The sequence below is a fragment of the Microbacterium sp. W4I20 genome (genome assembly GCF_030816505.1).
Taxonomy (GTDB): domain Bacteria; phylum Actinomycetota; class Actinomycetes; order Actinomycetales; family Microbacteriaceae; genus Microbacterium.
Genome location: NZ_JAUSYB010000001.1, coordinates 1,298,947 through 1,321,044 on the forward strand (window position 1 = coordinate 1,298,947; position 22,098 = coordinate 1,321,044).

Genomic DNA, 22,098 nt, shown 5'->3' on the forward strand with positions numbered 1-22,098 from the left:
CGGAAGCGAAAGCCTTCGATGGGGCGGGCTCTTTCATGCCCCGCGGGCCTTCTGCTCGAGGAGTGCACGCTCGCGGTCGTTACCGGCGAGGCCCGCCGCGGTCGCGAACTCGCTCCGGGCTTCGTCATCCCGCCCCAACCGCAGCAGCAGCTCGCCCCGGGTCGCGGGTAGCAGGTGATAGCCGCGTAGAGCGCCGGATTCGGACAGCTGATCGATGATCCGCAGCGCCGATGCCGGCCCCGTCGCCATCGCGACCGCGGCCGCGCGGTTCAGCTCCACGACCGGTGACGGTGAGATCCTGCCCAGCGCCTCGTACAGCAGCACGATCCGCTCCCAGTCGGTGTCGTCGACGGATGCCGCGACAGCATGGCATTCCGCGATCGCCGCCTGCAGGCTGTAGGCGCCGCGCCCGCGCCCGACCGCATCCGCCGTCGCCAGTGCCGCGCGCCCGCGCGTGATGCGGCTGCGATCCCAGCGGCGTCGATCCTGGTCGGCGAGCAGCACCGGGTCGCCGTTCGCATCCACGCGCGCCGGGAACCGCGCCGCAGTGAGCTCCATCAGGGCGAGCAGCCCGTGCACGTCGGGTTCCTTCGGCATCAGCGCCGCGAGCACCCGGCCGAGCCGGATCGCCTCGTCGCTGAGCTCGGGCCGCATCCACTCCGGGCCGCTCGAGGCCGCGTGGGCTTCATTGAAGATCAGGTAGAGCACCCCCAGGATCGCTCCGAGCCGCTGCGCGTGCTCCTCGCGGGGCGGCATCTCGAAGGGGGCATTAGCGGCCGCGAGCGTCTTCTTCGCCCGCACGATCCGCTGCTGCACGGTCGCCGTCGGAACCAGGAACGCCCGCGCGATCTCCTCGCTCGAGAGCCCGCCGACGACGCGGAGCGTGAGCGCGACCTGCGCCTCCTTCGAGAGCACCGGGTGGCAGGCGATGAAGATGAGTCGCAGGATGTCGTCGTCGACGGCATCCGGGTCCCACAGCATGTCGCCTCCCTCCGCCTGCTCGCGTTCGAGGTCATGGGCGATCAGCGCGACACGCTCGTCGAGCCGTTCCCGTCGGCGCCAGCCGTCGATGGCCTTGCGCTTCGCGACAGCCGTGAGCCAGGCCGCCGCATTCCGCGGCACCCCCTCGACCGGCCACTGCCGCAGCGCATCGACCAGGGCTTCCTGCGCCAGATCCTCTGCCAGGCCGAAGTCGCCGACGATCCGGCTGAGCGACCCGACGATGCGGGCCGACTCGATGCGCCACACAGCAGCGACGGCGCGCTCCGCGGACCCCTGATCGGGGGCGGAACGCGCCGTCTCGCTGCTCGAGGAATCGCTCATCGCGGCAGCATGCTCACTGCTGGGCGCGCTGCGCCTGCTCGTCGCGCCAGCCGGCTTCCTTCTCGATCCACTCGTTGTCGGCCGGGAAGTCGGAGGCATCGGTCACCCGGCGCACCTCGAGGAAGGAGCCCTTGCCGAGCGGGGCGCGGCTGGCCCATTCGGCGGCTTCTTCGCGGGAGGAGACCTCGAGGATCCAGAAGCCGTTGAACAGCTCCTTGGTCTCGCCGTAGGGGCCGTCGGTGATGAGCGGGGTCTCGGCGCTGAAGTCGACGACGAAGCCCTCGGCGGCATCCGTCAGTCCCTCACCCGCGGCGAGCACGCCCGCCTTGATCATGGACTCGTTGTACTTGCCCATGGCCTCGATGACCTGCTCGAAGGGCATCTCCTTGTACGCCTCGACTGCTTCGTCGTTGGACCGCATGATCAGCATGTACTTCATGGTTCTCTCCTTGTTCGGCAGGCCGTCTCTCGACCCTCTCATCACAGACGTCGAACGGAAAGCAGGAGGATCGACATCCCGCCGAAAACTTTCTGGATTTCTTTTTCGGATGCTGTTCCGGTGGCAGTTCGTGCGGGTTGTGGGCGCCGCAACCCGCAGCAAATGCCACGGAAGCGGATGGTGCGGGTCGGGCAAGTGAGGGTCAGCGGCGCGGCGGGCGAGCGACGGCGGCGGCGATGACCGCGGTCAGCGCGGCGAGCGATCGCTCGGGGCTCCACGCCGCGGCGATGCCGGGGGCCGCGGCGGCCAGCCGTTCGAGGAGACCGGGCTCGGTCAGCACCCGCCGCACGGCCGCGGCGAGCGCGTCGACGTCTCCGCCCGGAACCAGCACTCCCCCGCCCGCCCCGACAACATCACGGATGCCGTAGCGCACGTCGTACGAGACCACCGGGGTCCCGTGCAGGAGCGCCTCGACCACGCCGAGCGGCTGTCCCTCGAACGCGGTCGCGGTGAGCATCAGTGACGCCCGGTCGAGAACTCGCGCGGGATCGTTCGTGTAACCGGCGAGGACGACCCGGTCCCCCGCCCCGAGCTCGTCGATCAGCGCGCGCAGCCGTTCCTCTTCGGGACCGCCGCCCCAGATCTCCAGGCGCGCTCCCGGCACATCGGCGGCGAGGAAAGCCCGGATCGCGTGGTCGAGCCGCTTGCCGGGGGCGAGGCGCCCGAGGGCGACGACCAGCCCGGGCTCGCGCAGATCGCCTCGAGCCTCGACCGGGGTGATCGGATTCGGCACGACCTCATGCTGCGCCGCCGTGCCGAAGCGCGCGACCACGTCGTCGCGCTGCGTGGCGGTCGGCCAGATCACCGCGTCGAAGCGGTCGGCGATGCCGAACCAGCGGGTCCAGAGGCGATTGATCGGAGCATCCGCCGTGTACGGGGCTTCGAGGTGGATGGTGTGGATCGGGTGCACGATGCGCACCCGCGGATCCGCCCAGTCCGCGATGAGTTCGCCGAGCTGCCGGGACTCGCAGATCACGACGATCGTGCGGTCGCCGAACGACGCCGTGACGTGATCGAGCCACGCCCGGTAGAGACCTCGGAACCCGCGCACACCGCCGACGACCTCACCCGCGGCGTCGTGGATCAGCACCGGTTCGTCGGCGAGGTGCCAGTCCGGGTTCCCGGGGATGACCGGAAGTGAGACGAACGGCCGTGCGTCGGCATCTTCGAGCACGCGGTACTCGACGGCGGGGTCAGCCTTCGCGTCGGCATCCGCCACAGCTCGCAGCCACTCGGCTGCTCCGCCGTCCGGCGCCACGGCCTCGTCGAAGAGGTTGCGCATCCGCGAGGGATCGGCGAGCGCCCCTTGCGAGACGAACGTCTGCCGGTGTTCGGCATGCGCCGCCGCGGTTCCCGGGTCGAAGGTGAGCAGTTGCGGCCCCGCACCGCCAGCGACGCCGGCGCTGGCCAGCTGGCGGGCGCGCGCGAGCGTCGCGATCGTGTACCCGCCGTCCAGGCCGGGAATCAGCCGACTGGACAGCACGAGGTACTCGGCATCCGGCAGGGCCGGCGCCGCATGAGGGGACACGGCGTCCCCTACTCCCACTCGATGGTCCCCGGCGGCTTCGACGTGACGTCGAGCACGACGCGGTTCACGTCACGGACGCCGTTGGTGATGCGATTCGAGATCTTCGCCAGCACGTCGTAGGGCAGCCGGGTCCAGTCCGCTGTCATGGCGTCTTCGCTCGACACCGGGCGCAGCACGATCGGGTGGCCATAGGTGCGACCGTCGCCCTGCACGCCCACCGAGCGGACGTCGGCGAGGAGCACGACGGGGCACTGCCAGATCTCCTGGTCGAGACCGGCCTTCGTCAGCTCTTCGCGGGCGATGGCGTCGGCCTCGCGCAGGATCTCGAGACGGTCGGCGGTGACCTCGCCGATGATGCGGATGCCGAGACCGGGGCCGGGGAACGGCTGGCGTCCGACGATCGCCTCGGGGATGCCGAGCTCGCGGCCGATCGCTCGGACCTCGTCCTTGAACAGCGCGCGCAGCGGCTCGATGAGTTCGAAGTCGAGGTCGTCGGGGAGCCCGCCCACGTTGTGGTGCGACTTGATGTTCGCGGTGCCCGCTCCGCCGCCCGACTCGACGACGTCGGGGTAGAGCGTGCCCTGCACGAGGAACTTGACCGGAGCGCCACCCGAAGCCTTCGCTTCGGCGACCAGGTCGAGCTGCACCTTCTCGAACGCGCGGATGAACTCGCGCCCGATGATCTTGCGCTTCTCCTCGGGGTCGGTCACACCCGCGAGGTGACCGAGGAATGTGTCCGCCGCGTCGACCGTGATCAGCCGCACGCCGGTGGACTCGACGTAATCCTTCTCGACCTGCTCGCGCTCGCCCTTGCGGAGGAGGCCGTGGTCGACGAACACCGCGGTCAGCTGATCGCCGATCGCCTTGTGCACGAGAGCCGTCGAGACCGCCGAGTCGACACCGCCGGAGAGCGCGGAGATCACCCGGGCGTCGCCGACCTGCTCGCGGATGCGCTCGATCTGCTCGGCGATCACGTTGCCGCTGTTCCAGTCGGACGCGAGGCCCGCACCCTTGTGCAGGAAGTTCTCGATCACACGCTGACCGTGGTCGGAGTGCTTGACCTCGGGGTGCCACTGCACGCCGTAGAAACCGCGCTCCTCGTTCGCGAAGGCCGCGACCTTGGTGGCGTCGGTCGTGGCGAGCACCTCGAAGCCCTCGGGCGCCTTGGCGACCTGGTCTCCGTGACTCATCCACACGTTCTGCGCTGCCGGCTGACCGCCGAGGAGTGTGCCGCCGTCGCCCGAGACGGCGGCATCCGTCGCTCCGTACTCGCGGAGGCCGGTGTGCGCGACCTCGCCGCCGAGGGTCTGCGCCATGTACTGGAAGCCGTAGCAGATGCCGAGCGTCGGGACGCCGAGGTCGAACACGGCGGGGTCCAGGCGCGGAGCGCCCTCCTCGTACACCGACGAAGGTCCGCCGGAGAGGATGATCGCCACCGGGTTCTTGGCGGCGATCTCGGCCGCTGTGGCGGTGTGCGGCACGATCTCGCTGTAGACACCCGCCTCACGGACACGGCGGGCGATCAGCTGCGCGTACTGCGCGCCGAAGTCGACGACGAGCGCAGGACGCTGCTCAGTCTCGGAATGCTCGGTCAACGGACACCTTCCGGGGCGGTGGCGGGAGCCTCGACGGCTTCCCTGGTGGCGAGATAGGTCTTCACGTCGCGGGCGACGATGGTCTCCATGATGAAGGAGAGGAGCGGGATGACGCCGCCCAGCGCGAGCAGGATGAACCGGAGGAACGGCCAGCGCATCAGGCTCCACATGCGGAAGCAGGCGAACAGGTACACGACGTAGAACCAGCCGTGCGCCACGAGGATGAAGAGCGAGAGGTTGAACCCGTCGCCGGTCGATTCGAGCCCCTCCGGGCCCTCGACCACGGGAGCGAACCAGAGCGGCCCGCCGGATCCGCCGGCGTAGAGCTCGAGATGGATCGGCGTGTACTTCAGCACCATCTCGGCGACCAGCAGGAGCAGCATGACTCCGGTGATGATCGACGCGATCTGGTAGAACTTCAGCGCACCGCGGATCGCCGGAAAGCTGGCGACTTTCGGTTCGGGCATGGGTCCAGTCTAGCCGGGGTGCGCAGACGTCGATTCAGGTGCCGGAGGGCGGGCGACCAGCAGCTCGCCATCGCCGCTGACCTCGAGGCGACCGGCCACTGCCGGCACCAGCACCGTCGCTCCCGCGGCGAGCGCCTGCCCGGCGAGGTCGACCGCACCAGCAGCCACGACGATGATCGCGAAGCCGGGAGAGAGCACCGCCGCGCCGTGCACCGGCATCCGCTCGAGACGGAAGTAGGTATTCGCATCGCGAGGGAAAACCGAGCCCGAAGCCGGAGCCGCATGGACGAGGGCTCCCCTCTCGGCGATGCTCCGCGCGGTGCGGTTCACGGCCGTGAGGGCGAGGTCGAAACCGAGTCCGAGGTGGCCCTCCCGCGGGCCGTCGATCGCGAATCCTTCCCATTCGAGGAGGATCGAGAGATCTTCGGGCTGCTGCAGCTCCAGCAGCAGAACGCCCGCGCCGATGGCATGGAGCTCGCCCGGCGGCACCCAGACCACGTCGCCGGGGCGCACCTCGATCTCGTGCAGCAGACCCAGGAGCGCGTCGACATCCTGACGGGAGACCAGCGCTCCGAGAGCCTCGGCCGTGATGTCCTCGCGCAGCCCGACGTGCACTGTGCCGCCCTCGAGGATGTACCAGGCCTCGGCCTTGCCGTGCGCCCGCCCGAGATGCGAGGCCGCGAAATCGTCATGCGGGTGGGCGTGAACGGGAAGACGCTGACCGGCATCGAGAAGCTTCACCAGCAGGCGGGCGTCCGCACCCCAGCGCTGCGCGTGGGCCTCCCCCAGCCAGGCGACCGGTTCCGCCCGGATAGCGTCGCGGAGCAGGCGCCCGTCGGGCAGCGTGGTCAGACCGAGGGTCTCCTCGCCTCGGATCGTCGTGGTGGAGCCGAGCCAGTCCTCCGGCTCACGGGGCGCGGACTCCCCTTCCCCACGGAACGCGGAGATGCGCGCGCCACCGCGGTAGAAGCGCTCCGCCGGGCGGTTGGACGGGAGGACGATCGGATTCATGCGTGCGCACCCTCGTGAGCATGGGCAGCGAGGAATCCCCCGACGAACGTGTCGCCGAGGCCGATCGTGGTGGGGGTCGCGACCTCGAGCGAGAAGGCGGCGACGCCCACGGCATCCGGAATCGCCGCCTCGATCGCATCGACGAGCGCCATGCCCTCCTCGTGCAGACGGAGGGTCGCTGTCTCCGCGGCATCCGCGGCCGAGAAGCCATCGCCGAGGCGATAGCGGGTCGCGGACACGCGCACCGCACTCTCCAGCGCCTCGCGATGCCGAGCAGCCTCCGGACCGATCGCCACCGCCCAATAACGGGTGTGCACGACCAGGGCGGGAACCGGGATGATCTCGCGGATCTCGTGGAGCGCAGCGATCACCGCGGCAGGGTCCAGCAGATCCACGGCCCGGCCGAGATACTCCTGCAGCTCGTCCTCGTTCATGCCGTAGACATCGATGTGCCGCAGCAGTCGGCTTCGCACCGTGGCGGCGAAGGAGCGGGTGTAGAAACCCGCATCCTCGTAGTAGACGAGGGCGCGGTCCGGGAGCTCGCTCATCGCCGCGCGGAGCTGATCCAGCCTCTGCACGAGCAGATCGTGATCCTGCATGGTGTTGAATCCGGAGACGAGGAAGGCGGATGCTTCGGCGAGAGCATCCGACAAATCCTCCGAGATCGCCATCGCACGGTTCGGCGGATCATTCGCGAAGATGAGCCGGTTGGCGCCGGGCGAGACGATCTCGCCGTCGACGAGCCGGATGCGCGCCCCGGCCGGGTACTGCACGATCAGGTGCGGATCCAGGGTGTCCTCCGTCGCGGACGACACGATCGTGATCGCGGAGGGCAGCAGCCGCCGCACGTTGTCGTCGATGCTCACCAGATGCTGAACGCTCGGGATGCCGAGGCTGTCGAGGACGAGCCCCGCCCTGACGCCGGTGCCGCCGAGCGTCACGTCGTACGAGAAGTGCGACGAGAAGCGCTCGACGACGTCGGAGGAGGCCACGAACCGCTCCGCACCCGTTCCGGCTGCGGCGAAGGCCAGGACCGTGACCAGGAGGGAGCGCTCGTCGACGACCGGTTCAGTGGTCGTGAGCTCGTCCCGGCGCACCGCATGCTCCGTCGCCAGCCGCTCGAGCACCGCGGCATCCCACCGCAGTTCGTAGTCGACGGTTCCGCCGAGCCCGAGCACGAGCTTCCTGCCCTCATCGCCCCTCATCCGTCGAGCGCCCTCCCTGGTCGAGTCGTCTGCGTCAGTACAGGCCGGCCTTGCCGTCTGCGCCGAACAGCTTGATCTTCTCAGCCGCCGTGGCCTTCATGGCGGCGATCGGCTCGGGCTGGATCGCGTTGGGCTCGCGCAGACGCTCGTCGGTGCCGAGCACCTCGCGCATGCGGTTGTGGTACGAGACCTTGATGTCGCTGGAGATGTTGATCTTGTTGACACCCAGCTCGACAGCGCGCCGCAGCTCGGAATCCGGGTTCGACGATCCGCCGTGCAGCACGAGCGGGATGCCGACGGCCGCCTTGATCTGCTCGAGCAGGTCGTGACGCAGCTCGGGGTTCTTCTCGGCCGGGTACAGACCGTGCGAGGTCCCGATCGCGATGGCGAGGCTGTCGACGCCGGTCTCCTTCACGAAGCGCACCGCGTCTTCCGGGTTCGTGTAGATGATCTCGGCGGCACCCGACTCACCATAACTGTCGTTGGCGCCGATGGTGCCGAGCTCGCCCTCGACCTGGATGCCCACCGCGTGCGCCGCCTCGACGACCTTGCGGGTCAGCGCGACGTTCTCGTCGAACGGCAGCAGCGACGCGTCGATCATCACCGACGTGAAACCGGCCTGGAACGCGGTGATCATCTGTTCGTACGTGCCGCCGTGGTCCCAGTGGATCGCGACGGGCACACTGGCGCGGTGTGCACGGGAGTGCATCGCAGGGATCAGATCGGTCGTGATGTGCGAGACCTCGTCGGGGTGGATCGCGATGATGACCGGAGCGTTCAGTTCCTCGCTGATGTCGATGATGCCGGTGAACATCGCCCAATCGCTGATGTTGAACGCCGGGATCGCGAAGTTGTTCTCGTTTGCGACGTCGAGGATGGATTTGCCGGTGTAGAGCACGTGTTTCTCCTGTTTCGTGATGGTCGAGGGTCCGGTCGGACGATGGTCAGCTCTTCACGGAGCCGGCGGTGAGCCCGCTGATGAAGTAGCGCTGGAAGATGAGGAAGAGGATCAGCACCGGGATCGACCCGAGCACGCTCATCGCCATGATCTGGTTCCACTCGTACGAGTGCTGGCCCATGAGGAGCTGGATGCCGATCGGCACGGTGCGCATGTCGATGGTGCGGGTCAGGGTCAGCGCGAACAGGTACTCGTTCCACGCGATCATGAACGTGTAGATGCCGACCGAGACGATGCCGGGCACGGAGATCGGCACGAGGATGCGCCACAGCGCGGTCATGGAGCCGGCGCCGTCGACCCGCACGGCCTCGTCGAGCTCCTTCGGCAGAGTGTTGAAATACCCGGTCATCATGATGATCGCGTAGGGCAGCGTGAACACCATGTAGGTGAGGATGAGCCCGGCGTAGGAGTTGTACAGCCCGAGGGCGACCATGAGCCCGAAGTACGGGATCAGCAGCGTGATGGGCGGGACGGCCTGCACGCTCACGATCACCACGTTGAGCACGCGCTTGCCGCGGAACTCGAACCGGCTGAACGCGTACGCCGCCTGGATCGCCACGATCAGCGTCAGCACGGTCACCGCGCCGGCCACGATGTAGCTGTTCAAGAAGAACCGCATCGTCTCGGGGTTGGTGAAGATCGCGATGTAGGCGTCGAACGAGAACGTGTCCGTGACCAGCCGCGGCGGCAGCTCGAAGATCTGCGTGTTGGACTTGAAGGAGCTGGACAGCATCCACAGCACCGGCCCCGCGGCGAAGACCGCGCCGATGAGGAGGCCGATGGTCAGGCCGGTCGTCGCGACCCGGCGCTTGCCCTTGACGGTGAGAGCCATGGTCAGTCCCTCGCTTTCTGGTGACGGACGTAGAACACGGCCAGGATCATCGACATCAGCAGCACGAGCACCGCAGAGGTCGCGGCGAGCGAGAAGTCGTACTTGGCGAAAGCCAGCTTGTAGGTGAAGGTGCTGAGCACCTCGGTGACGTCGATGGGTCCGCCGCCGGTGGTCATCCAGATGAGGGCGAACTGCTGCGAGGTCCAGATGAGGTCGAGCAGCACGAGGCTCACGATGATCGGACGCAGCTGCGGGATGGTGACGTTCCAGAAGCGCTGCAGGGCGCTCGCACCGTCGACGGTCGCCGCCTCGTTCAGCTCGTGGGGAATGCCCTGGAGTCCGGCGAGCAGGCTGACCATGAAGAACGGGTATCCGGCCCAGATGTTGATGAACGTGATCGTGCCGAGCGCGAGCTGCGGCGAGGCCAGCCACTCGATGTCGGTGTTGAGCAGGAAGTTGATGACTCCGTTCGGGGCGAGCAGCATGCGCCAGAGGACGGCGATCACGGCCACGGTGAACAGCCACGGAAGAACGTAGAGGGCGCGGAAGACCGCGCGGGCGGCGCCGTGGAGCAGTGTGCTGTTGAGCATCATGGCGAACCCGAGCCCCAGGATCAGGTGCGCGATCACACTGCCGATCGTGAAGACGAGGGTGTTGCCGGTGGCCTTCCAGAACCCCGGATCACCCAGGATCTCGACGAAGTTCGCGATGCCGACGAACTCGGGCGACTTGTTCAGGATGACATTGTCCTGGAACGAGTAGCCGATCACCATGACGATCGGCACGATCATCAGCACGAGCAGCAGGATGAGCGTCGGCGAGAGGAAGGCGTAGGACTCCGTGGTCTTGCGCAGCTGGCGGCGCCTGCGCGACAGCGGCGCTCCGGTGACGATCACCTCGGTGTCGTCGATCGTTCTGAGGCTCATGGGAACCGGTGCTCCTTGGTTGGTCGGGTGCCGCATCGCATCCGCGATGCGGCACCCCGTTCAGGTGGGAGGGCGGAGGGTCAGAACTCCGCCACCCAGGCCTCCTGCGCCTTCTTGAGCGCGTCGTCGATCGACTGCTGCCCGTCGAAGGCGGATTGCAGCTGCTCGCCGAGCTGGCGCATGAGCTCCTCCGCGACCGGCAGTCCGGTGAACTCGTTCGCCGGGTAGCCCGCCTGGTAGATCTCGAACGCCTTCTTGAACAGCTCGTCGTCGGCCACGAAGTCCGGCACCGACTTCGAGTTGCCGGGGAAGGCCTTGGCCATGGTCGACAGCTCGGAGTTGGTCTGCTCGCTCATCAGGAAGGAGACCAGCTTGAAGGCCGCTTCCTTGTGCTCGGAGTTCTCGGCCACGCCGATCCCCCACGAGGCGTAGGGAATGCCTCGTTCGCCCTCGTACCCGTCCTCGGCCGGGATCGCCGAGATCGAGAACTTCAAGTCGGGGTTGGTCTCGCGGATCAGGTTGATGTGCGCGAGCGAGTCGATCATCATGCCGGCGCGGCCGTTGGTGAACTCCTCGACCTTGTCCTGCTCCTTCATCGTGAAGGAACCGGAGGCGATGACGCCGTCGTCCCACAGGTCGCCGATGTAGTCGACGGCCGAGGTGACGTCGTCGTTCGTGAGGTCGGGCTTGCCGTCATCGAGCATTGTGCCGCCGGACGCCCAGGCCCATGACATGACGTCGTTCTGCACGCCGTTCGGCGTCTCGAGCGACAGCGGCAGGACCCAGCCGGACACGTCTCCGCCGAGGGCGGTGACCTTCGCCGCGGCATCCGCGAACTCCGAGCGGGTGGAGGGAGGGGCGTCGATGCCCGCCTGCGACAGGAGGTCGTCGTTCGTGAACATCGGGTAGACGAAGTTCACGACGGGGATCATGTAGGTGCTGCCGTCGACCTGGATCTGGCTGGCCAGCTCGCTGTCGTCGTAGTCGTTCTCCTTCATCAGCGCGGTCAGGTCCGCGATGACGCCCTGCGATGCGAAGTCGTTGACCCACGCGCCGTCGAGACCGACGACGTCGGGCATGGTGCCGGATGCGGCGCCGGCGAAGAGCTGCTCCTTGGTCGACGCGTACGGCCCGCTCACCAGCTTCACAGTGATGCCGGGGTTGTCGTCCTCGAACTGGTCGATGAGCGCGCGGAACTCGCCATCCGGCAGCTCCGGCTCCCACCACTGGGCGAACTCGATCGTCGCATCTCCGCCGTCGCCGCCGTCGCCGCCCGTGGCGGGTGCGCAGCCTGCCACGGCGAGGATGCTCACCGCCGCGGTCGCGGCACCGATGATGTTCCGGGTGCGCCTGCGCCCTCGTCCCACTGTGCTCATCACTTCTCCTCTTCGAGATCGTGCCGCATGACGCGCTTCAATGCTTGTTCATGCGGTTTTGAGCCATGTTATGCCGACATCTGCGGTTTCGTCAAGCAGTATTTCGGCCCACATCTGCTCTACTCCTCTATCAGGCCTGCCGGAAAAGCCGAAACGGCGGGCCTCGGCGATCTGCTGTTTTCTGCGGGACTATGCCGTGTTTGTGCAGCGAATGTGCTAAAGATAAGGTCATGGATGCTTCCGGAACGGCACGGCGCCGCCTCCCTGCGGGCAGGAAAGCCGATCTCGCCAGCTACGTCGAGCAGACGGGACAAGTCACCGTCAGCGACCTCGCCGAACATTTCGGAGTGTCCATCGACACGATCCGCCGCGACCTCGACCAACTCGATCGCGAGGGCGTGCTCGTACGCACGCACGGCGGCGCGGTGAGTTCCGCCAGTGGCCCGCTGAAGGATCGCGCGCTCGACGTGCGCATGCGCGTGCAGACCGAGGAGAAGGAGCGCATCGCCCGGATCGCCGCCGGACTGGTGGAGGACGGCTCCGTCATCATGCTCAACGCCGGCACCACGACCCTCGCGGTCGCGCGAGCGCTGCGGAACCATCACGACCTGACCATCGCCACGAACAACCTGCGGATACCCGGCGAACTCTCGCCGTCGGTCTTCCGCGACCTCTACGTGTTCGGCGGTGCGGTGCGCTCGATCACGCAGGCGACCACGGGACCGGTCACCTTCACGATGACGCCGGGAGGACCGGAGGTCGACATCCGCTGCGATCTGGCGCTCATCGCCGTCGGAGCGATCGACGAGGCCGGGTACTCGACATCGAACCTCGGAGATGCCGCGATGATGTCCGAGATGATCCAGCGCGCCGAGCGCACCGCGATCCTCGCGGACTCCACCAAGATCGGTCGGCGCTTCTTCGCGCAGATCGGCCGGCTCGACCGCGCGGACTACCTGATCACGGATGCTCCCCCGCCCCCGCTGATCGCCGCCGCCCTCGCGCAGGCCGACGTGCAGGTGCTCATTCCCTGATCCGGCGGCCACCTGCGTCCGCACGACGAAGGCCGCCGGGATCTCTCCCGACGGCCTTCGTCATGTCATCCGGCGAGTGGGATCACCACCACCCGTTCAGGAGGTCCCAGAGCCAGTCCAGGATGTCGCCGATGATGCCGCCGATGCCGCCGGCGCGGTTGACGGTCACCGTGGCCGTGGCCTCGTCACCGTCGGCCTGCGACACCGCGACCGTGTATTTGCCCGGCTGCGTCTTCTTCGGCACCGTGACTTTGGTGCTGAAGGAGCCGTCGTCGCCGACCTGGACCGTTCCGACCTCGACCGGCTGGCCCTTCTTCGGCCGCAGCTCCACCGTCACCGTCTCACCGGGCTGGTAGCCCTCACCGGTGATGGCGAGCTTCTTGCCCGCCGTCACCTTCGAGGAGCCGAGGTCGATCGTGCCGGCGAACTCTCCCTCACCGGCGATCGTGAAGGGCACCTGAACCGTCGTCCCCGTCCCGGCGACGGCGACGGTGAGCGACTGCTCCCCGAAGACGCCGGAGGGCACCGTGAACGTGAGGCTCGCGCGTCCGACCTCGTCCGTCGTGTCGACGACGGACGGATCGATCGCACCGGCGGCGAGCTGCGTGTCGCCCAGCGAGAGAGACACCTCACCCGGAGCCGGCTCGCCCGCGCTGAACGCGAGGGACGAGAGCGACACCGTCACCTGGTCGCCGGCGCTGTAGCCGTCGGCATCGGCCGGGCTGACCGCGACACCGACCGCGCGCTGCGCGTAGTCAGGGTTCGCGGTCTTGTTCTCGTCGAACCAGTCGACCATGGACTGCAGGTCGATCTTGCCGGTGTCGCGCTTGCCCGCCCCCTCCTTGAAGGTGAAGAAGTTGTCTCCACCCGCCGCGAGGAACGAGTTCGCCGCGACGTTGTAGTTCGCCGCAGGATCGATGGCCGTGCCGTTGAGGGTGATCGAGGTGATGCGCGAACCCTGTGCCGCCGTGGGGTCGTAGGTGTAGACCAGCCCCTCGGAGACGCCGAGCTTCAGGAACGGCCGCGCGGATCCCGCCGGCTGCCACTGCTCCTCGAGCACGCCCTTCAGCTGCGCACCCGTCAGGGTCAGCGTCACCAGCGTGTTGGCGAACGGCTGGACCGTCGCCGCCTCGCGATAGGTGACGTTGCCGTCGGGGTCGGATGCTCCACTCGAGGCGTAGGTGAGGTTCGCCCGCAGCCCGCCCGGGTTCATCAGCGCGATGTCGGCGCCCGTCGACCACTTCTGCACGTCGGCGACGAAGTTGCCGATGGTGGACTCGCCACCGCGGTTCTCCGTCTTGCCGTCGCTCTGACGCGCGCGGTTGAAGTCGGCCGCGATGTCGCCCACCTTCACGGCGCCCAGCACGTCGGCCTCGGCCTTCGCCTTGGCCACGATGTCGGCCACTGCGGGGACGGCCGGGTAGAGCGGCTTGCCCGCAGCGGTGAGGGGCTTGATCTCGTTGGTGATCGAGATCAGGTCCTTCGACTTCGCGTCGACCTGGATGTTCATCAGGCCGAGGTTCTCGCCGTACTGTCCGGCGGAGATCACCGGGCGCCCGTCGATGACGTGGTTGTACGCGAGGTGCGTGTGTGCCGAGACGATCGCGTTCACGTCGTCGTCCACGCCGTAGACGATCTCGCCGAGCGGGGACTCCGGAGTGATGCTGGCCACATCGACGCTCTCCGCGCCCTCGTGCACGAGGAGGATGACGACATCCGCCTCGCCGTTGGCCGCGTCGCCGTCGCGCAGGTCGTCGGCCACCGCGTTCACGGAGTCGACGATGCTGCGGACCTCGAGGTCCTTGATGCCCTCGGGCGAGACGAGCGAGTCGAGGTCTTCGGTGACGGCACCGACGAATCCGACCTTGACGCCGTCGAGCTCCTTCACCCAGGCCGGTGCGAGCGCGGGCTCTCCGGTCTCGGTGACGAACACGTTCGACGAGATGTACTCCCAGTCAGCGCGCTCCTGCACCCGGTCGCGCAGGTCTTCCCAGCCCTGATCGAACTCGTGGTTGCCCGCGGCGCTGACGTCGAGACCGGCGGCGTTCAGCGCGTCGATCGTCGGGTTGTCGTCGTTGATGAACGAGGTGAACGTCGAGGCGCCGATCAGGTCGCCGACGCCGGCGAAGATCGTGTTCGGGTTCTCCTCACGGAACTGCTGCACCGCGCCGGCGACGACCGCGGCACCCGCCGCAGCCCCATCTGCCTCGATGCGGCCGTGGAAGTCGTTCATCGTGACGACGTCGATGCTCACCGGCGGGATCTCCGAGGAGACGCCGACGATGATCGGGTCGTGGTCGCTGGAGCGGTAGGGGGTTCCCTCCTCGGTGGCGCCGTACGCGTAGCCGCGGTCGCTCCACTCCGGCGAGTTGATGCCCCACACGCCCGCGCCCGTGATGGACGCGGCCAGCGACGGCGACGCGATCACGTGGTCGAGCGAGCCCAGTTCGCCATCGAACGTGTAGGTGTACTGACCCGCCGCCTTGTCGGCGACCAGGTCGCTCCACCCCTTCGAGGTGAACACGTCGATCGGGTCTTCCTTGCCGTAGGCGTTGAAGTCGCCGATCAGCAGCATGTCGCCACTGCCGGCGGTCTCCTCGAGCTCGGCGGTGAAGGCCAGCAGGGAGTTCGCCTGCTTCACGCGGTCGGCGTTGAAGAAGCCCTGACCGTCGGCCGGCTCCGCGCCAGCGCCGTCCGGCGGCGACTTCGACTTGAAGTGGTTCGCGACCACGGTGACCACGCGTCCGTCGATGTCGAACGCCTGGGCGATCGGCTCACGGGCGTTGCCCCAGACGGTCTCATCCGTGACGGTCGCGCTGTCGCCCACCGGGGAGACGGCATCCTTCTTGTAGATGATCGCGTTGGTGATGTAGTCGGTCGTGGCGGCACTGTTCAGCGCCGCGGGCGTGGGCACGTAGTCCCACACCTCGCTGCCGGCATCCGCATTCAGCCCGGCGACGAGGTCCTTGAGAGCCGAGTCGACGGGCTTGCCCAGCTTGACCGAGTTCTCGATCTCCATGAGCGAGACGATCTCGGCATCCAGCCCATTGATCGCCGCGACGATCTTGGACTTCTGGATGGCGAACTGCGCGGCGTTCGCCGCACCGCGCGCATCCGAGTTCTCGGACTTCAGCGTCGTGAAGTAGTTGTAGACGTTGAACGACGCGACCTGGGCGTCGCCGCCGACCTCGGGGGCCGATTCGGTGCGCGGGTTGGTCGCCTCGAAGCCGACCTTGAGGTCTGCCGACGAGGAGTCGTCGATCGGAACGGTCGGCTGCAGCCGCCAGTCGTCGAAGCCCCACTGCAGCACATATCCGTTGTCGCCGAAGTCGACGGTGTCGCCGTTGCGAACGACCGCGTCCTCCGTGAAGTACGGCTGGTCGCCGGGGTGACCGCTGTTGGTGACCTGGATGGACCAGCCGTCGTCGAGCAGCACCCGGTTCGCCCGGTTCGCCGCAGCGATCGCCGCGGCGGCTTCTCCCGGACGCGTGGTCTCGGTGCTCTTGACGTTGAGCTCTGCCCCGGCGTTCAGCCACAGCGTGCCGAAGTTGAAGAGCTGGTGGCTGGAGGCGAGACGGTAGGTGCCTTCGGGCGCGACGTACATGTTCTCGTACTGCTCGCGGGCGGCGCCGACGACCGTGTCTGCGAGCGGCGTGACCGCGGGAACACCCGCTCCTGCCGCGAGCACCTCGACGTCGGCCACGGTGCCCGGGTTGATCTGCGTCTGACCGAAGTACTCGCTGACCGTGCCGGTCACCGAGACGAGGTCGCCGATCTGGAGCGACGGTGCGAGCGCGTTCAGGAAGACGAACACGCCGTCGGATGCTCCGGGCGTGGCATCCGCTGCCCCGCCCGAGCCCTGCGCCTGGACGACGATGCCCTTGTAGCCGCCGGTGCGGTAGTCGGCGGTGACGACACCCTCGACCTGCACGGTCTCGCCGTTGAGCGGCGACACGTCGGTCGTGCCCTGCACCTCGGCGATCGTCGCGGGCGTGGGGTCCGTGACAGGACCCGGGTCGGTCCCACCCGAGTTCTGCGGGGTGATGGTCGCCGACAGCGTGAAGTCCGCGCGGTTGTCGTCGGTGTCGATGCCGTCGGTGCGGTTCAGCGACTTGACGTCGGTGTTGCCGGTCGGCGGAGTCGCCGCAGACGTCTCGAAGGTGTTCGAGGTGCCGTAGCCCAGCAGGTCGATCACGCCGTCGACGCCCGCGACCGAGCCGGGCGTGAGGGTGACCGCGGCGGTGCCGTCGACGAGAGCGAGCGTGCCGTTGGTGCCGCTCGGCGTCAGGGTGCTGACGGCATCGGCGGCGGGCAGCTCGGCGCCGTTCGCGCCGTTGCTGTTGCCCTGCACGAGGTAGTGGCCGCCGGCGGGGATGACACCGGTGAGCGGTGCCACGCCGTTCGCGGCGCCGGTGCCGGTCGCCGAGCGGTACTGGAGCGACATGCCGTCGAGGGTGATGGGAGCCGAGGTCGGGTTGTACAGCTCGACGAACTTGTTCTTGAAGGCCGCTCCGGCGCTTCCTCCGGAGAGGTACGCCTCGTTGATCACCACCCCGTCTCCTGCGGGATCGGCGAACGCGGGCACGGCGGTCAGCGAGCCGAAGCCCAGGGCTGCCACACAGGTCACGGCGAGAGCGCCGACGCGCCCCCTGTTTCTACGGTGCGAGACGGGAGCCATGCGGTTCCCGTCGTCTGGAGCGGACATCATCGGTGCTGTCTCCTCGGTCGGTCGTGCGACATCTCTCATGAATCTGTCACGGCGCGCACCGGGGTCTCCCAGCCCGCACACATGTTGCGAGCATACGAAGCGGTTCGGACATCCTCAATGGAGTTTCCCGATTGGACACCGATCGCTCACCGGATGGCCGCAGCGACCCCCGACGAAGGTCCATATACCGGCATCTCGGCGCGCAGGTGCGCACCCGGTTCCGCGCAGATGCGCGTGTGATCAGGCCGTTTCCGCGGCGCGTGCGTCTTCGAACTCCTCGACCTCGCGCTCCCAGGCATCCTTCGCGAGGCGGTACCAGAGATAGAAAGCGAAGCCGGCGAAGATCGCCCACTCGACCGCGTAGAAGATGTTCAGCCAGTTGACCGGCGACTGCTCGTCGGGGGCAGGAGACGAGATGTCGGCCAGCCCGGCGGTGGCGGCGATGGACGCCAGGTACGGGCGGTAGACATCGAGCTTCTCGGTGTCGTGCCAGCGGCTGAGGAGCGCCGCGGTCGACATGCGGTCCAGCCGCTCGGGCTCGCTGCGCGGCGGGACGCCCGGCCCCTCGTCGGAGATGATGCGACCGCTGATCACGACCTCGGCGCCGTCGGCCTGCGCGTCGAGCTCTGCGACGGCTGCATCCGCCGTCTCGCGGTCGGGGGCCCAGCCGATCGCGACCGCGATGGAGGTGCGATCCGCCACACGCAGTTGCCCGGTGACCCAGTACCCTTCGACGTCGTCGTTGAATCTGCTGGAGACGACCACGAAGTCCCCGGCGACCCAGGTTCCGGACGTCTCGACACGCTGACCGACCAGCGGCTCCGGGAGGTACTCCCCCGGCGCCACGACGTCGGTCAGCGGCTGCACCTGCTCGGTCGCGCCCGGCTCCGGCGGATCGGTCTCGATCGCCCGCTCCAGCTGCCACTGCCCCAGCCACGCGAAGACCCCGGCGACGACGAGGCACAGCAGCAGCATCCCGATCCACCGTCCCCGGAGCATGACCTCACGGAGGGTCGGCGGGAACTGCGCGGGAATCGACACGGTGCGGCGCGGAGCCTCAGGCCTCGTACGGTGCGAGCACGACCTCGACCCGCTGGAACTCCTTGAGGTCGGAGTAGCCGGTGGTCGCCATCGACTTGCGCAGCGCGCCGATGAGGTTGGCAGTGCCGTCGGCGACGGGTGCGGGACCGTACAGGATCTCCTCGAGCGTGCCGATGCCGCCCACCTCGACACGGTGGCCGCGCGGCAGCTTCGGGTGGACCGCCTCGGGTCCCCAGTGGAAGCCGCGACCCGGGGCGTCGGTGGCGCGGGCGAGCGCGACCCCGAGCATGACGGCGTCCGCCCCCATCGCGAGCGCCTTGACGATGTCACCGGACGTGCCGACGCCGCCATCGGCGATCACGTGCACGTAGCGGCCGCCGGACTCGTCGAGGTAGTCGCGACGCGCAGCCGCGACGTCGGAGACCGCGGTCGCCATGGGCGCGTGGATGCCGAGCGTCGCACGGGTCGTCGACGCCGCTCCCCCGCCGAACCCGACGAGGACTCCAGCAGCGCCGGTGCGCATGAGGTGCAGCGCGGCAGTGTAGGTGGCCGCACCGCCCACGATGACGGGGACGTCGAGGTCGTAGATGAACTTCTTGAGGTTCAGGGGCTCCGCCACGCTGGAGACGTGCTCGGCCGACACCGTGGTGCCGCGAATCACGAACAGGTCGACGCCGGCAGCGGCGACGGTGTCGTAGTGCTCCTGCGTGCGCTGCGGGGTGAGGGATCCGGCCACCGTCACGCCGGCGTCACGGATCTCGGCGAGGCGGCGGGTGATCAGCTCGGGCTTGATCGGCTCGGCATAGAGCTGCTGCATGCGGACCGTCGCCTCGGCGTCGTCGAGTCCCGCGATCTCCGCCAGCAGCGGCTCCGGGTCTTCATAGCGCGTCCACACGCCTTCGAGGTCGAGCACGCCGAGACCGCCCAGCTGTCCGAGCATGATCGCCGTCTGCGGGCTCACGACCGAGTCCATCGGCGCCCCCAGCACGGGGATGTCGAAGCCGAAGGCGTCGATCGTCCATGCGGTCGAGACATCCTCGGGGTTGCGCGTGCGCCGTGACGGCACCACCGCGATGTCGTCGAACGTGTACGCGCGGCGTGCGCGCTTTCCTCGGCCGAGCTCGATCTCCATGGTCACCCGACCAGCCTACCCGGCGCTCGGTGAAGACCGTTGCGGAGCCGTCCGGGCTTCCGGCGACTCAGCGAGCACGCGCCACCCGCCGCTCGTCCCATACCGGCTCGTCGGACTCGTAGACCTCGCCGTCGGAGCCGAAAACGAGGAACCGGTCGAACGATCGGGCGAACCAGCGGTCGTGGGTGACCGCGAGGACCGTCCCCTCGAAACGGGCGAGGGCCTCCTCGAGGGCCTCCGCCGACTCGATGTCGAGGTTGTCGGTCGGCTCGTCGAGCAGCAGCAGCGTCGCCCCGGAGAGTTCGAGCAGCAACACCTGGAATCGCGCCTGCTGCCCACCCGACAGCGACTCGAACGTCTGCTGCGCCTGACGCACGAGGCCGTAGCGATCGAGCGCTGAACTCGCGGCATCCCGCGGCATCCCGGCGCGCCGATCGTCACCCCGGTGCAGGATCTCGAGCAGAGTGCGCCCGACGAACTCCGGATGCGCGTGCGTCTGCGCGAAGAGCCCGGGCACGACGCGCGCACCCAGCGTGGCCGTTCCCGCGTGCGCCACCTCGGCGAGCTGTTCGCCGGTCGAGGTGACGTGCCCCCGCGTCGCGTCGGGGTCGCTGCCGCCGCGCGCCAGCAGCCTCAGGAAGTGCGACTTGCCGGAGCCGTTGGACCCCAGCACCGCGACACGGTCGCCGTACCAGACCTCCGCGTCGAAGGGCTTCATGAGCCCCGTGAGCTCGAGGCGCTGCGCGACGACAGCCCGTTTGCCCGTGCGGGAGCCCCGCAGACGCATGTCGAAGTCCTGTGCGGGCGGACGCTCTTCCGGCGGCCCGGCCTCCTCGAACTTGCGCAGGCGCGTCTGCGCCGCCTGGTAGCGCGAGGCGAAGCCGTCGTTCGCGGACGCCTTGACCTTGAGGGTCGCGACCAAGGTGCGCAGCTTCTCGTGCTGCTCGTCCCACCGCCGGCGCAACTCGTCGAGCCGGTCCATCCGGTCGGTGCGGGCCTGGTGGTAGGTCGCGAAGCCGCCGCCGTGCACCCAGGTCGTGGCTCCGGCGGCACCGGGTTCGACCGTGATCAGCCGGTCGACGGCGCGTGCGAGCAGCTCCCGATCGTGCGACACGAGGAGCACGGTCTTGGGCGTCTGCCGTAACTGCTCTTCGAGCCAGCGCTTGGTCGGAACGTCGAGGTAGTTGTCCGGCTCGTCGAGCAGCAGCACCTCGTCCGGTCCCCGGAGCAGCGCCTCGAGTGCCAGGCGCTTCTGCTCGCCGCCCGAGAGTGTCGTGAGTTCGCGGTACCGCGCCCGCTCGAACGGCACGCCGAGCGCCGCCACCGTGCACTGGTCCCACACGGTCTCGTGCTCGTAGCCGCCGGCATCCGCATATTCCGCGAGCGCGGACGCGTAGGCCATCTGCGTATCGTGCGCGTCGTCGGCGATGAGGGCGTTCTCCGCGGCCTCGAGCGCTTCCGCCGCGATCCGGATGCGCAGTGGGGCGACGCGGACCAGCAGCTCGTGCACGGTCTGCCCCGGTTCGCCGTGACCGACGAACTGGTCCATGACGCCGAGGCCGCCGTCGATGGTCACCACGCCGTCGTCGGCGGGCTGATCACCCCGGATGATCCGCAGCAGCGTCGTCTTGCCGGCGCCGTTCGGCCCGATCAGCGCACTGGTCGATCCTGCGCCGACCCGGAACGTCGCCTCGTCGAGAAGCGGTCTGCCGTCGGGGAGCGTCAGCGAGACTCCCGAGACATCGATGTAGCCCATGGTGCGTGGCCGTCCTTCCGCCCGCACAGCGAGCCGACCAGGCTATCAGGCCCGGCGCTGCGCAACCGAATCGGTCACGGACGCAGCTGCACGATGTGCTCGGACTCGCCCCACGCCCGATCAGCCGTGAGCACCGTCGCCTCGATGCGCTGTGCCAAGGCCAGGCACAGCCGATCGCCGAGCGAGAGACCGCTGCCCCGACGCCACATCGCTGCCGCCGTCTCGGCGTCTTCCCGCGACAACGGTTCGATCGACAGGTCGTAGCTGAGGAGCAGACCCGATGCGACGCCCCAGTCGGCGCCGGCCGCCTGGACCTTCTGCGCGACCTCCGACCAGTTCGCCGTTCCGACGATGGCTCCGTCCAACTCCTCCTCGACTCGGTCGGCGCCGGCCTCACCCTGCAGGAAGGCGAGCAGCGCGGAGGCATCGAGGACGATCACGCGGCGGTGTCCTCGGCCTCCGCCGCGGCGCGACGTTCGGCGAGGAGCGCCGCGAGCGCATCGCTTCCGTCAAGTTGCGCCCGGACCAGAGCCTTGGCCTGCTCGCGCGTGACCAGTATGACTCCGCCGTCGGTCTCGATCATGAGCAGCCGAACCCCTTGGTCCCAGTGCTGCCGCGATCGGAGTTCAGCGGGAACGACGAGACGACCCCGATCCCCCATCGGCGCTACGAAAGTGGTATCCATGAATCAACGGTACCACTGAGGG

At 68.5% G+C, this 22,098-nt stretch carries 18 protein-coding genes; 1 reads left to right on the forward strand and 17 read right to left on the reverse strand.

Annotation, left to right across the window (positions count from 1 at the left end):
• Positions 1–33: 33 nt before the first annotated feature.
• The 11 genes from QFZ21_RS06300 to QFZ21_RS06350 form a co-directional block, all read right to left on the reverse strand.
• On the reverse strand, positions 34–1,323 hold the full coding sequence (locus QFZ21_RS06300) for an RNA polymerase sigma factor (RefSeq protein WP_307375582.1): 1,290 nt from the start codon (positions 1,321–1,323) through the stop codon (positions 34–36).
• 13 nt (positions 1,324–1,336) lie between these two features.
• The gene (locus QFZ21_RS06305) at positions 1,337–1,762 is read right to left on the reverse strand and encodes a YciI family protein (protein ID WP_307375585.1); all 426 of its coding nucleotides are present in this window, start codon (positions 1,760–1,762) and stop codon (positions 1,337–1,339) included.
• A 202-nt stretch (positions 1,763–1,964) separates the two neighbouring features.
• Entirely contained in the window at positions 1,965–3,350 is a 1,386-nt protein-coding gene (locus tag QFZ21_RS06310) for a glycosyltransferase (RefSeq protein WP_307375587.1), read from the reverse strand.
• Between the two features lie 8 nt (positions 3,351–3,358).
• The gene (guaA, locus tag QFZ21_RS06315) at positions 3,359–4,945 is read right to left on the reverse strand and encodes a glutamine-hydrolyzing GMP synthase (protein WP_307375589.1); all 1,587 of its coding nucleotides are present in this window, start codon (positions 4,943–4,945) and stop codon (positions 3,359–3,361) included.
• A complete protein-coding gene (locus QFZ21_RS06320; RefSeq protein ID WP_307375591.1) occupies positions 4,942–5,412 on the reverse strand; it encodes a DUF3817 domain-containing protein in 471 nt (156 codons plus the stop codon). Before QFZ21_RS06320 ends, guaA begins: the two co-directional genes overlap by 4 nt.
• A 9-nt stretch (positions 5,413–5,421) precedes the next feature.
• Positions 5,422–6,423, reverse strand: coding sequence for a class I mannose-6-phosphate isomerase (locus QFZ21_RS06325; RefSeq protein ID WP_307375593.1), 1,002 nt, complete (start codon positions 6,421–6,423; stop codon positions 5,422–5,424).
• The gene (locus tag QFZ21_RS06330) at positions 6,420–7,628 is read right to left on the reverse strand and encodes an ADP-dependent glucokinase/phosphofructokinase (RefSeq protein WP_307375595.1); all 1,209 of its coding nucleotides are present in this window, start codon (positions 7,626–7,628) and stop codon (positions 6,420–6,422) included. Before QFZ21_RS06330 ends, QFZ21_RS06325 begins: the two co-directional genes overlap by 4 nt.
• A 34-nt stretch (positions 7,629–7,662) precedes the next feature.
• Positions 7,663–8,526 (reverse strand): ketose-bisphosphate aldolase, encoded by an 864-nt coding sequence (locus tag QFZ21_RS06335; protein WP_307375596.1) that lies wholly within the window; start codon positions 8,524–8,526, stop codon positions 7,663–7,665.
• A gap of 46 nt (positions 8,527–8,572) precedes the next feature.
• Entirely contained in the window at positions 8,573–9,418 is an 846-nt protein-coding gene (locus QFZ21_RS06340; RefSeq protein ID WP_307375599.1) for a carbohydrate ABC transporter permease, read from the reverse strand.
• 2 nt (positions 9,419–9,420) lie between these two features.
• The gene (locus tag QFZ21_RS06345; RefSeq protein WP_307375601.1) at positions 9,421–10,344 is read right to left on the reverse strand and encodes a carbohydrate ABC transporter permease; all 924 of its coding nucleotides are present in this window, start codon (positions 10,342–10,344) and stop codon (positions 9,421–9,423) included.
• An 80-nt stretch (positions 10,345–10,424) separates the two neighbouring features.
• The gene (locus tag QFZ21_RS06350) at positions 10,425–11,720 is read right to left on the reverse strand and encodes a sugar ABC transporter substrate-binding protein (RefSeq protein ID WP_307375603.1); all 1,296 of its coding nucleotides are present in this window, start codon (positions 11,718–11,720) and stop codon (positions 10,425–10,427) included.
• A 230-nt stretch (positions 11,721–11,950) separates the two neighbouring features.
• Between QFZ21_RS06350 and QFZ21_RS06355 the strand changes: the two genes are divergently transcribed.
• Complete coding sequence (locus QFZ21_RS06355) at positions 11,951–12,754, forward strand: DeoR/GlpR family DNA-binding transcription regulator (protein WP_307375605.1); 804 nt, start codon at positions 11,951–11,953, stop codon at positions 12,752–12,754.
• A gap of 82 nt (positions 12,755–12,836) precedes the next feature.
• Here the strand turns inward: QFZ21_RS06355 and QFZ21_RS06360 are convergent, their stop codons facing one another.
• The 6 genes from QFZ21_RS06360 to QFZ21_RS06385 all read right to left on the reverse strand — a co-directional run bounded on the left by QFZ21_RS06360 (position 12,837) and on the right by QFZ21_RS06385 (position 22,076).
• Entirely contained in the window at positions 12,837–17,462 is a 4,626-nt protein-coding gene (locus tag QFZ21_RS06360) for an ExeM/NucH family extracellular endonuclease (RefSeq protein ID WP_307375607.1), read from the reverse strand.
• Positions 17,463–17,702: 240 nt separating this feature from the next.
• A complete protein-coding gene (locus QFZ21_RS06365; protein WP_307381242.1) occupies positions 17,703–18,461 on the reverse strand; it encodes an SURF1 family protein in 759 nt (252 codons plus the stop codon).
• Positions 18,462–18,519: 58 nt separating this feature from the next.
• Positions 18,520–19,635 carry a GuaB3 family IMP dehydrogenase-related protein gene (locus tag QFZ21_RS06370; protein WP_307381246.1) on the reverse strand — a complete coding sequence of 372 codons (1,116 nt, stop codon included), beginning with the start codon at positions 19,633–19,635 and terminating at the stop codon, positions 18,520–18,522.
• Positions 19,636–19,702: 67 nt separating this feature from the next.
• Positions 19,703–21,391 carry an ABC-F family ATP-binding cassette domain-containing protein gene (locus QFZ21_RS06375; RefSeq protein ID WP_307375608.1) on the reverse strand — a complete coding sequence of 563 codons (1,689 nt, stop codon included), beginning with the start codon at positions 21,389–21,391 and terminating at the stop codon, positions 19,703–19,705.
• 74 nt (positions 21,392–21,465) lie between these two features.
• On the reverse strand, positions 21,466–21,831 hold the full coding sequence (locus QFZ21_RS06380) for a type II toxin-antitoxin system VapC family toxin (protein ID WP_307375610.1): 366 nt from the start codon (positions 21,829–21,831) through the stop codon (positions 21,466–21,468).
• Positions 21,828–22,076 carry an AbrB/MazE/SpoVT family DNA-binding domain-containing protein gene (locus QFZ21_RS06385; RefSeq protein ID WP_307375611.1) on the reverse strand — a complete coding sequence of 83 codons (249 nt, stop codon included), beginning with the start codon at positions 22,074–22,076 and terminating at the stop codon, positions 21,828–21,830. Before QFZ21_RS06385 ends, QFZ21_RS06380 begins: the two co-directional genes overlap by 4 nt.
• Between the last annotated feature and the right edge of the window lie 22 nt (positions 22,077–22,098).

Coding starts and splice junctions, on each gene's coding strand:
- QFZ21_RS06320 (WP_307375591.1), bottom strand. CDS start 5,412: ATGCCCGAACCGAAAGTCGCCAGCTTTCCGGCGATCCGCGGTGCGCTG.
- QFZ21_RS06360 (WP_307375607.1), bottom strand. CDS start 17,462: ATGATGTCCGCTCCAGACGACGGGAACCGCATGGCTCCCGTCTCGCAC.
- QFZ21_RS06345 (WP_307375601.1), bottom strand. CDS start 10,344: ATGAGCCTCAGAACGATCGACGACACCGAGGTGATCGTCACCGGAGCG.
- QFZ21_RS06340 (WP_307375599.1), bottom strand. CDS start 9,418: ATGGCTCTCACCGTCAAGGGCAAGCGCCGGGTCGCGACGACCGGCCTG.
- QFZ21_RS06300 (WP_307375582.1), bottom strand. CDS start 1,323: ATGAGCGATTCCTCGAGCAGCGAGACGGCGCGTTCCGCCCCCGATCAG.
- QFZ21_RS06385 (WP_307375611.1), bottom strand. CDS start 22,076: ATGGATACCACTTTCGTAGCGCCGATGGGGGATCGGGGTCGTCTCGTC.
- QFZ21_RS06375 (WP_307375608.1), bottom strand. CDS start 21,391: ATGGGCTACATCGATGTCTCGGGAGTCTCGCTGACGCTCCCCGACGGC.
- QFZ21_RS06365 (WP_307381242.1), bottom strand. CDS start 18,461: ATGCTCCGGGGACGGTGGATCGGGATGCTGCTGCTGTGCCTCGTCGTC.
- QFZ21_RS06355 (WP_307375605.1), top strand. CDS start 11,951: ATGGATGCTTCCGGAACGGCACGGCGCCGCCTCCCTGCGGGCAGGAAA.
- QFZ21_RS06370 (WP_307381246.1), bottom strand. CDS start 19,635: ATGGAGATCGAGCTCGGCCGAGGAAAGCGCGCACGCCGCGCGTACACG.
- QFZ21_RS06325 (WP_307375593.1), bottom strand. CDS start 6,423: ATGAATCCGATCGTCCTCCCGTCCAACCGCCCGGCGGAGCGCTTCTAC.
- QFZ21_RS06350 (WP_307375603.1), bottom strand. CDS start 11,720: ATGAGCACAGTGGGACGAGGGCGCAGGCGCACCCGGAACATCATCGGT.
- QFZ21_RS06330 (WP_307375595.1), bottom strand. CDS start 7,628: ATGAGGGGCGATGAGGGCAGGAAGCTCGTGCTCGGGCTCGGCGGAACC.
- QFZ21_RS06305 (WP_307375585.1), bottom strand. CDS start 1,762: ATGAAGTACATGCTGATCATGCGGTCCAACGACGAAGCAGTCGAGGCG.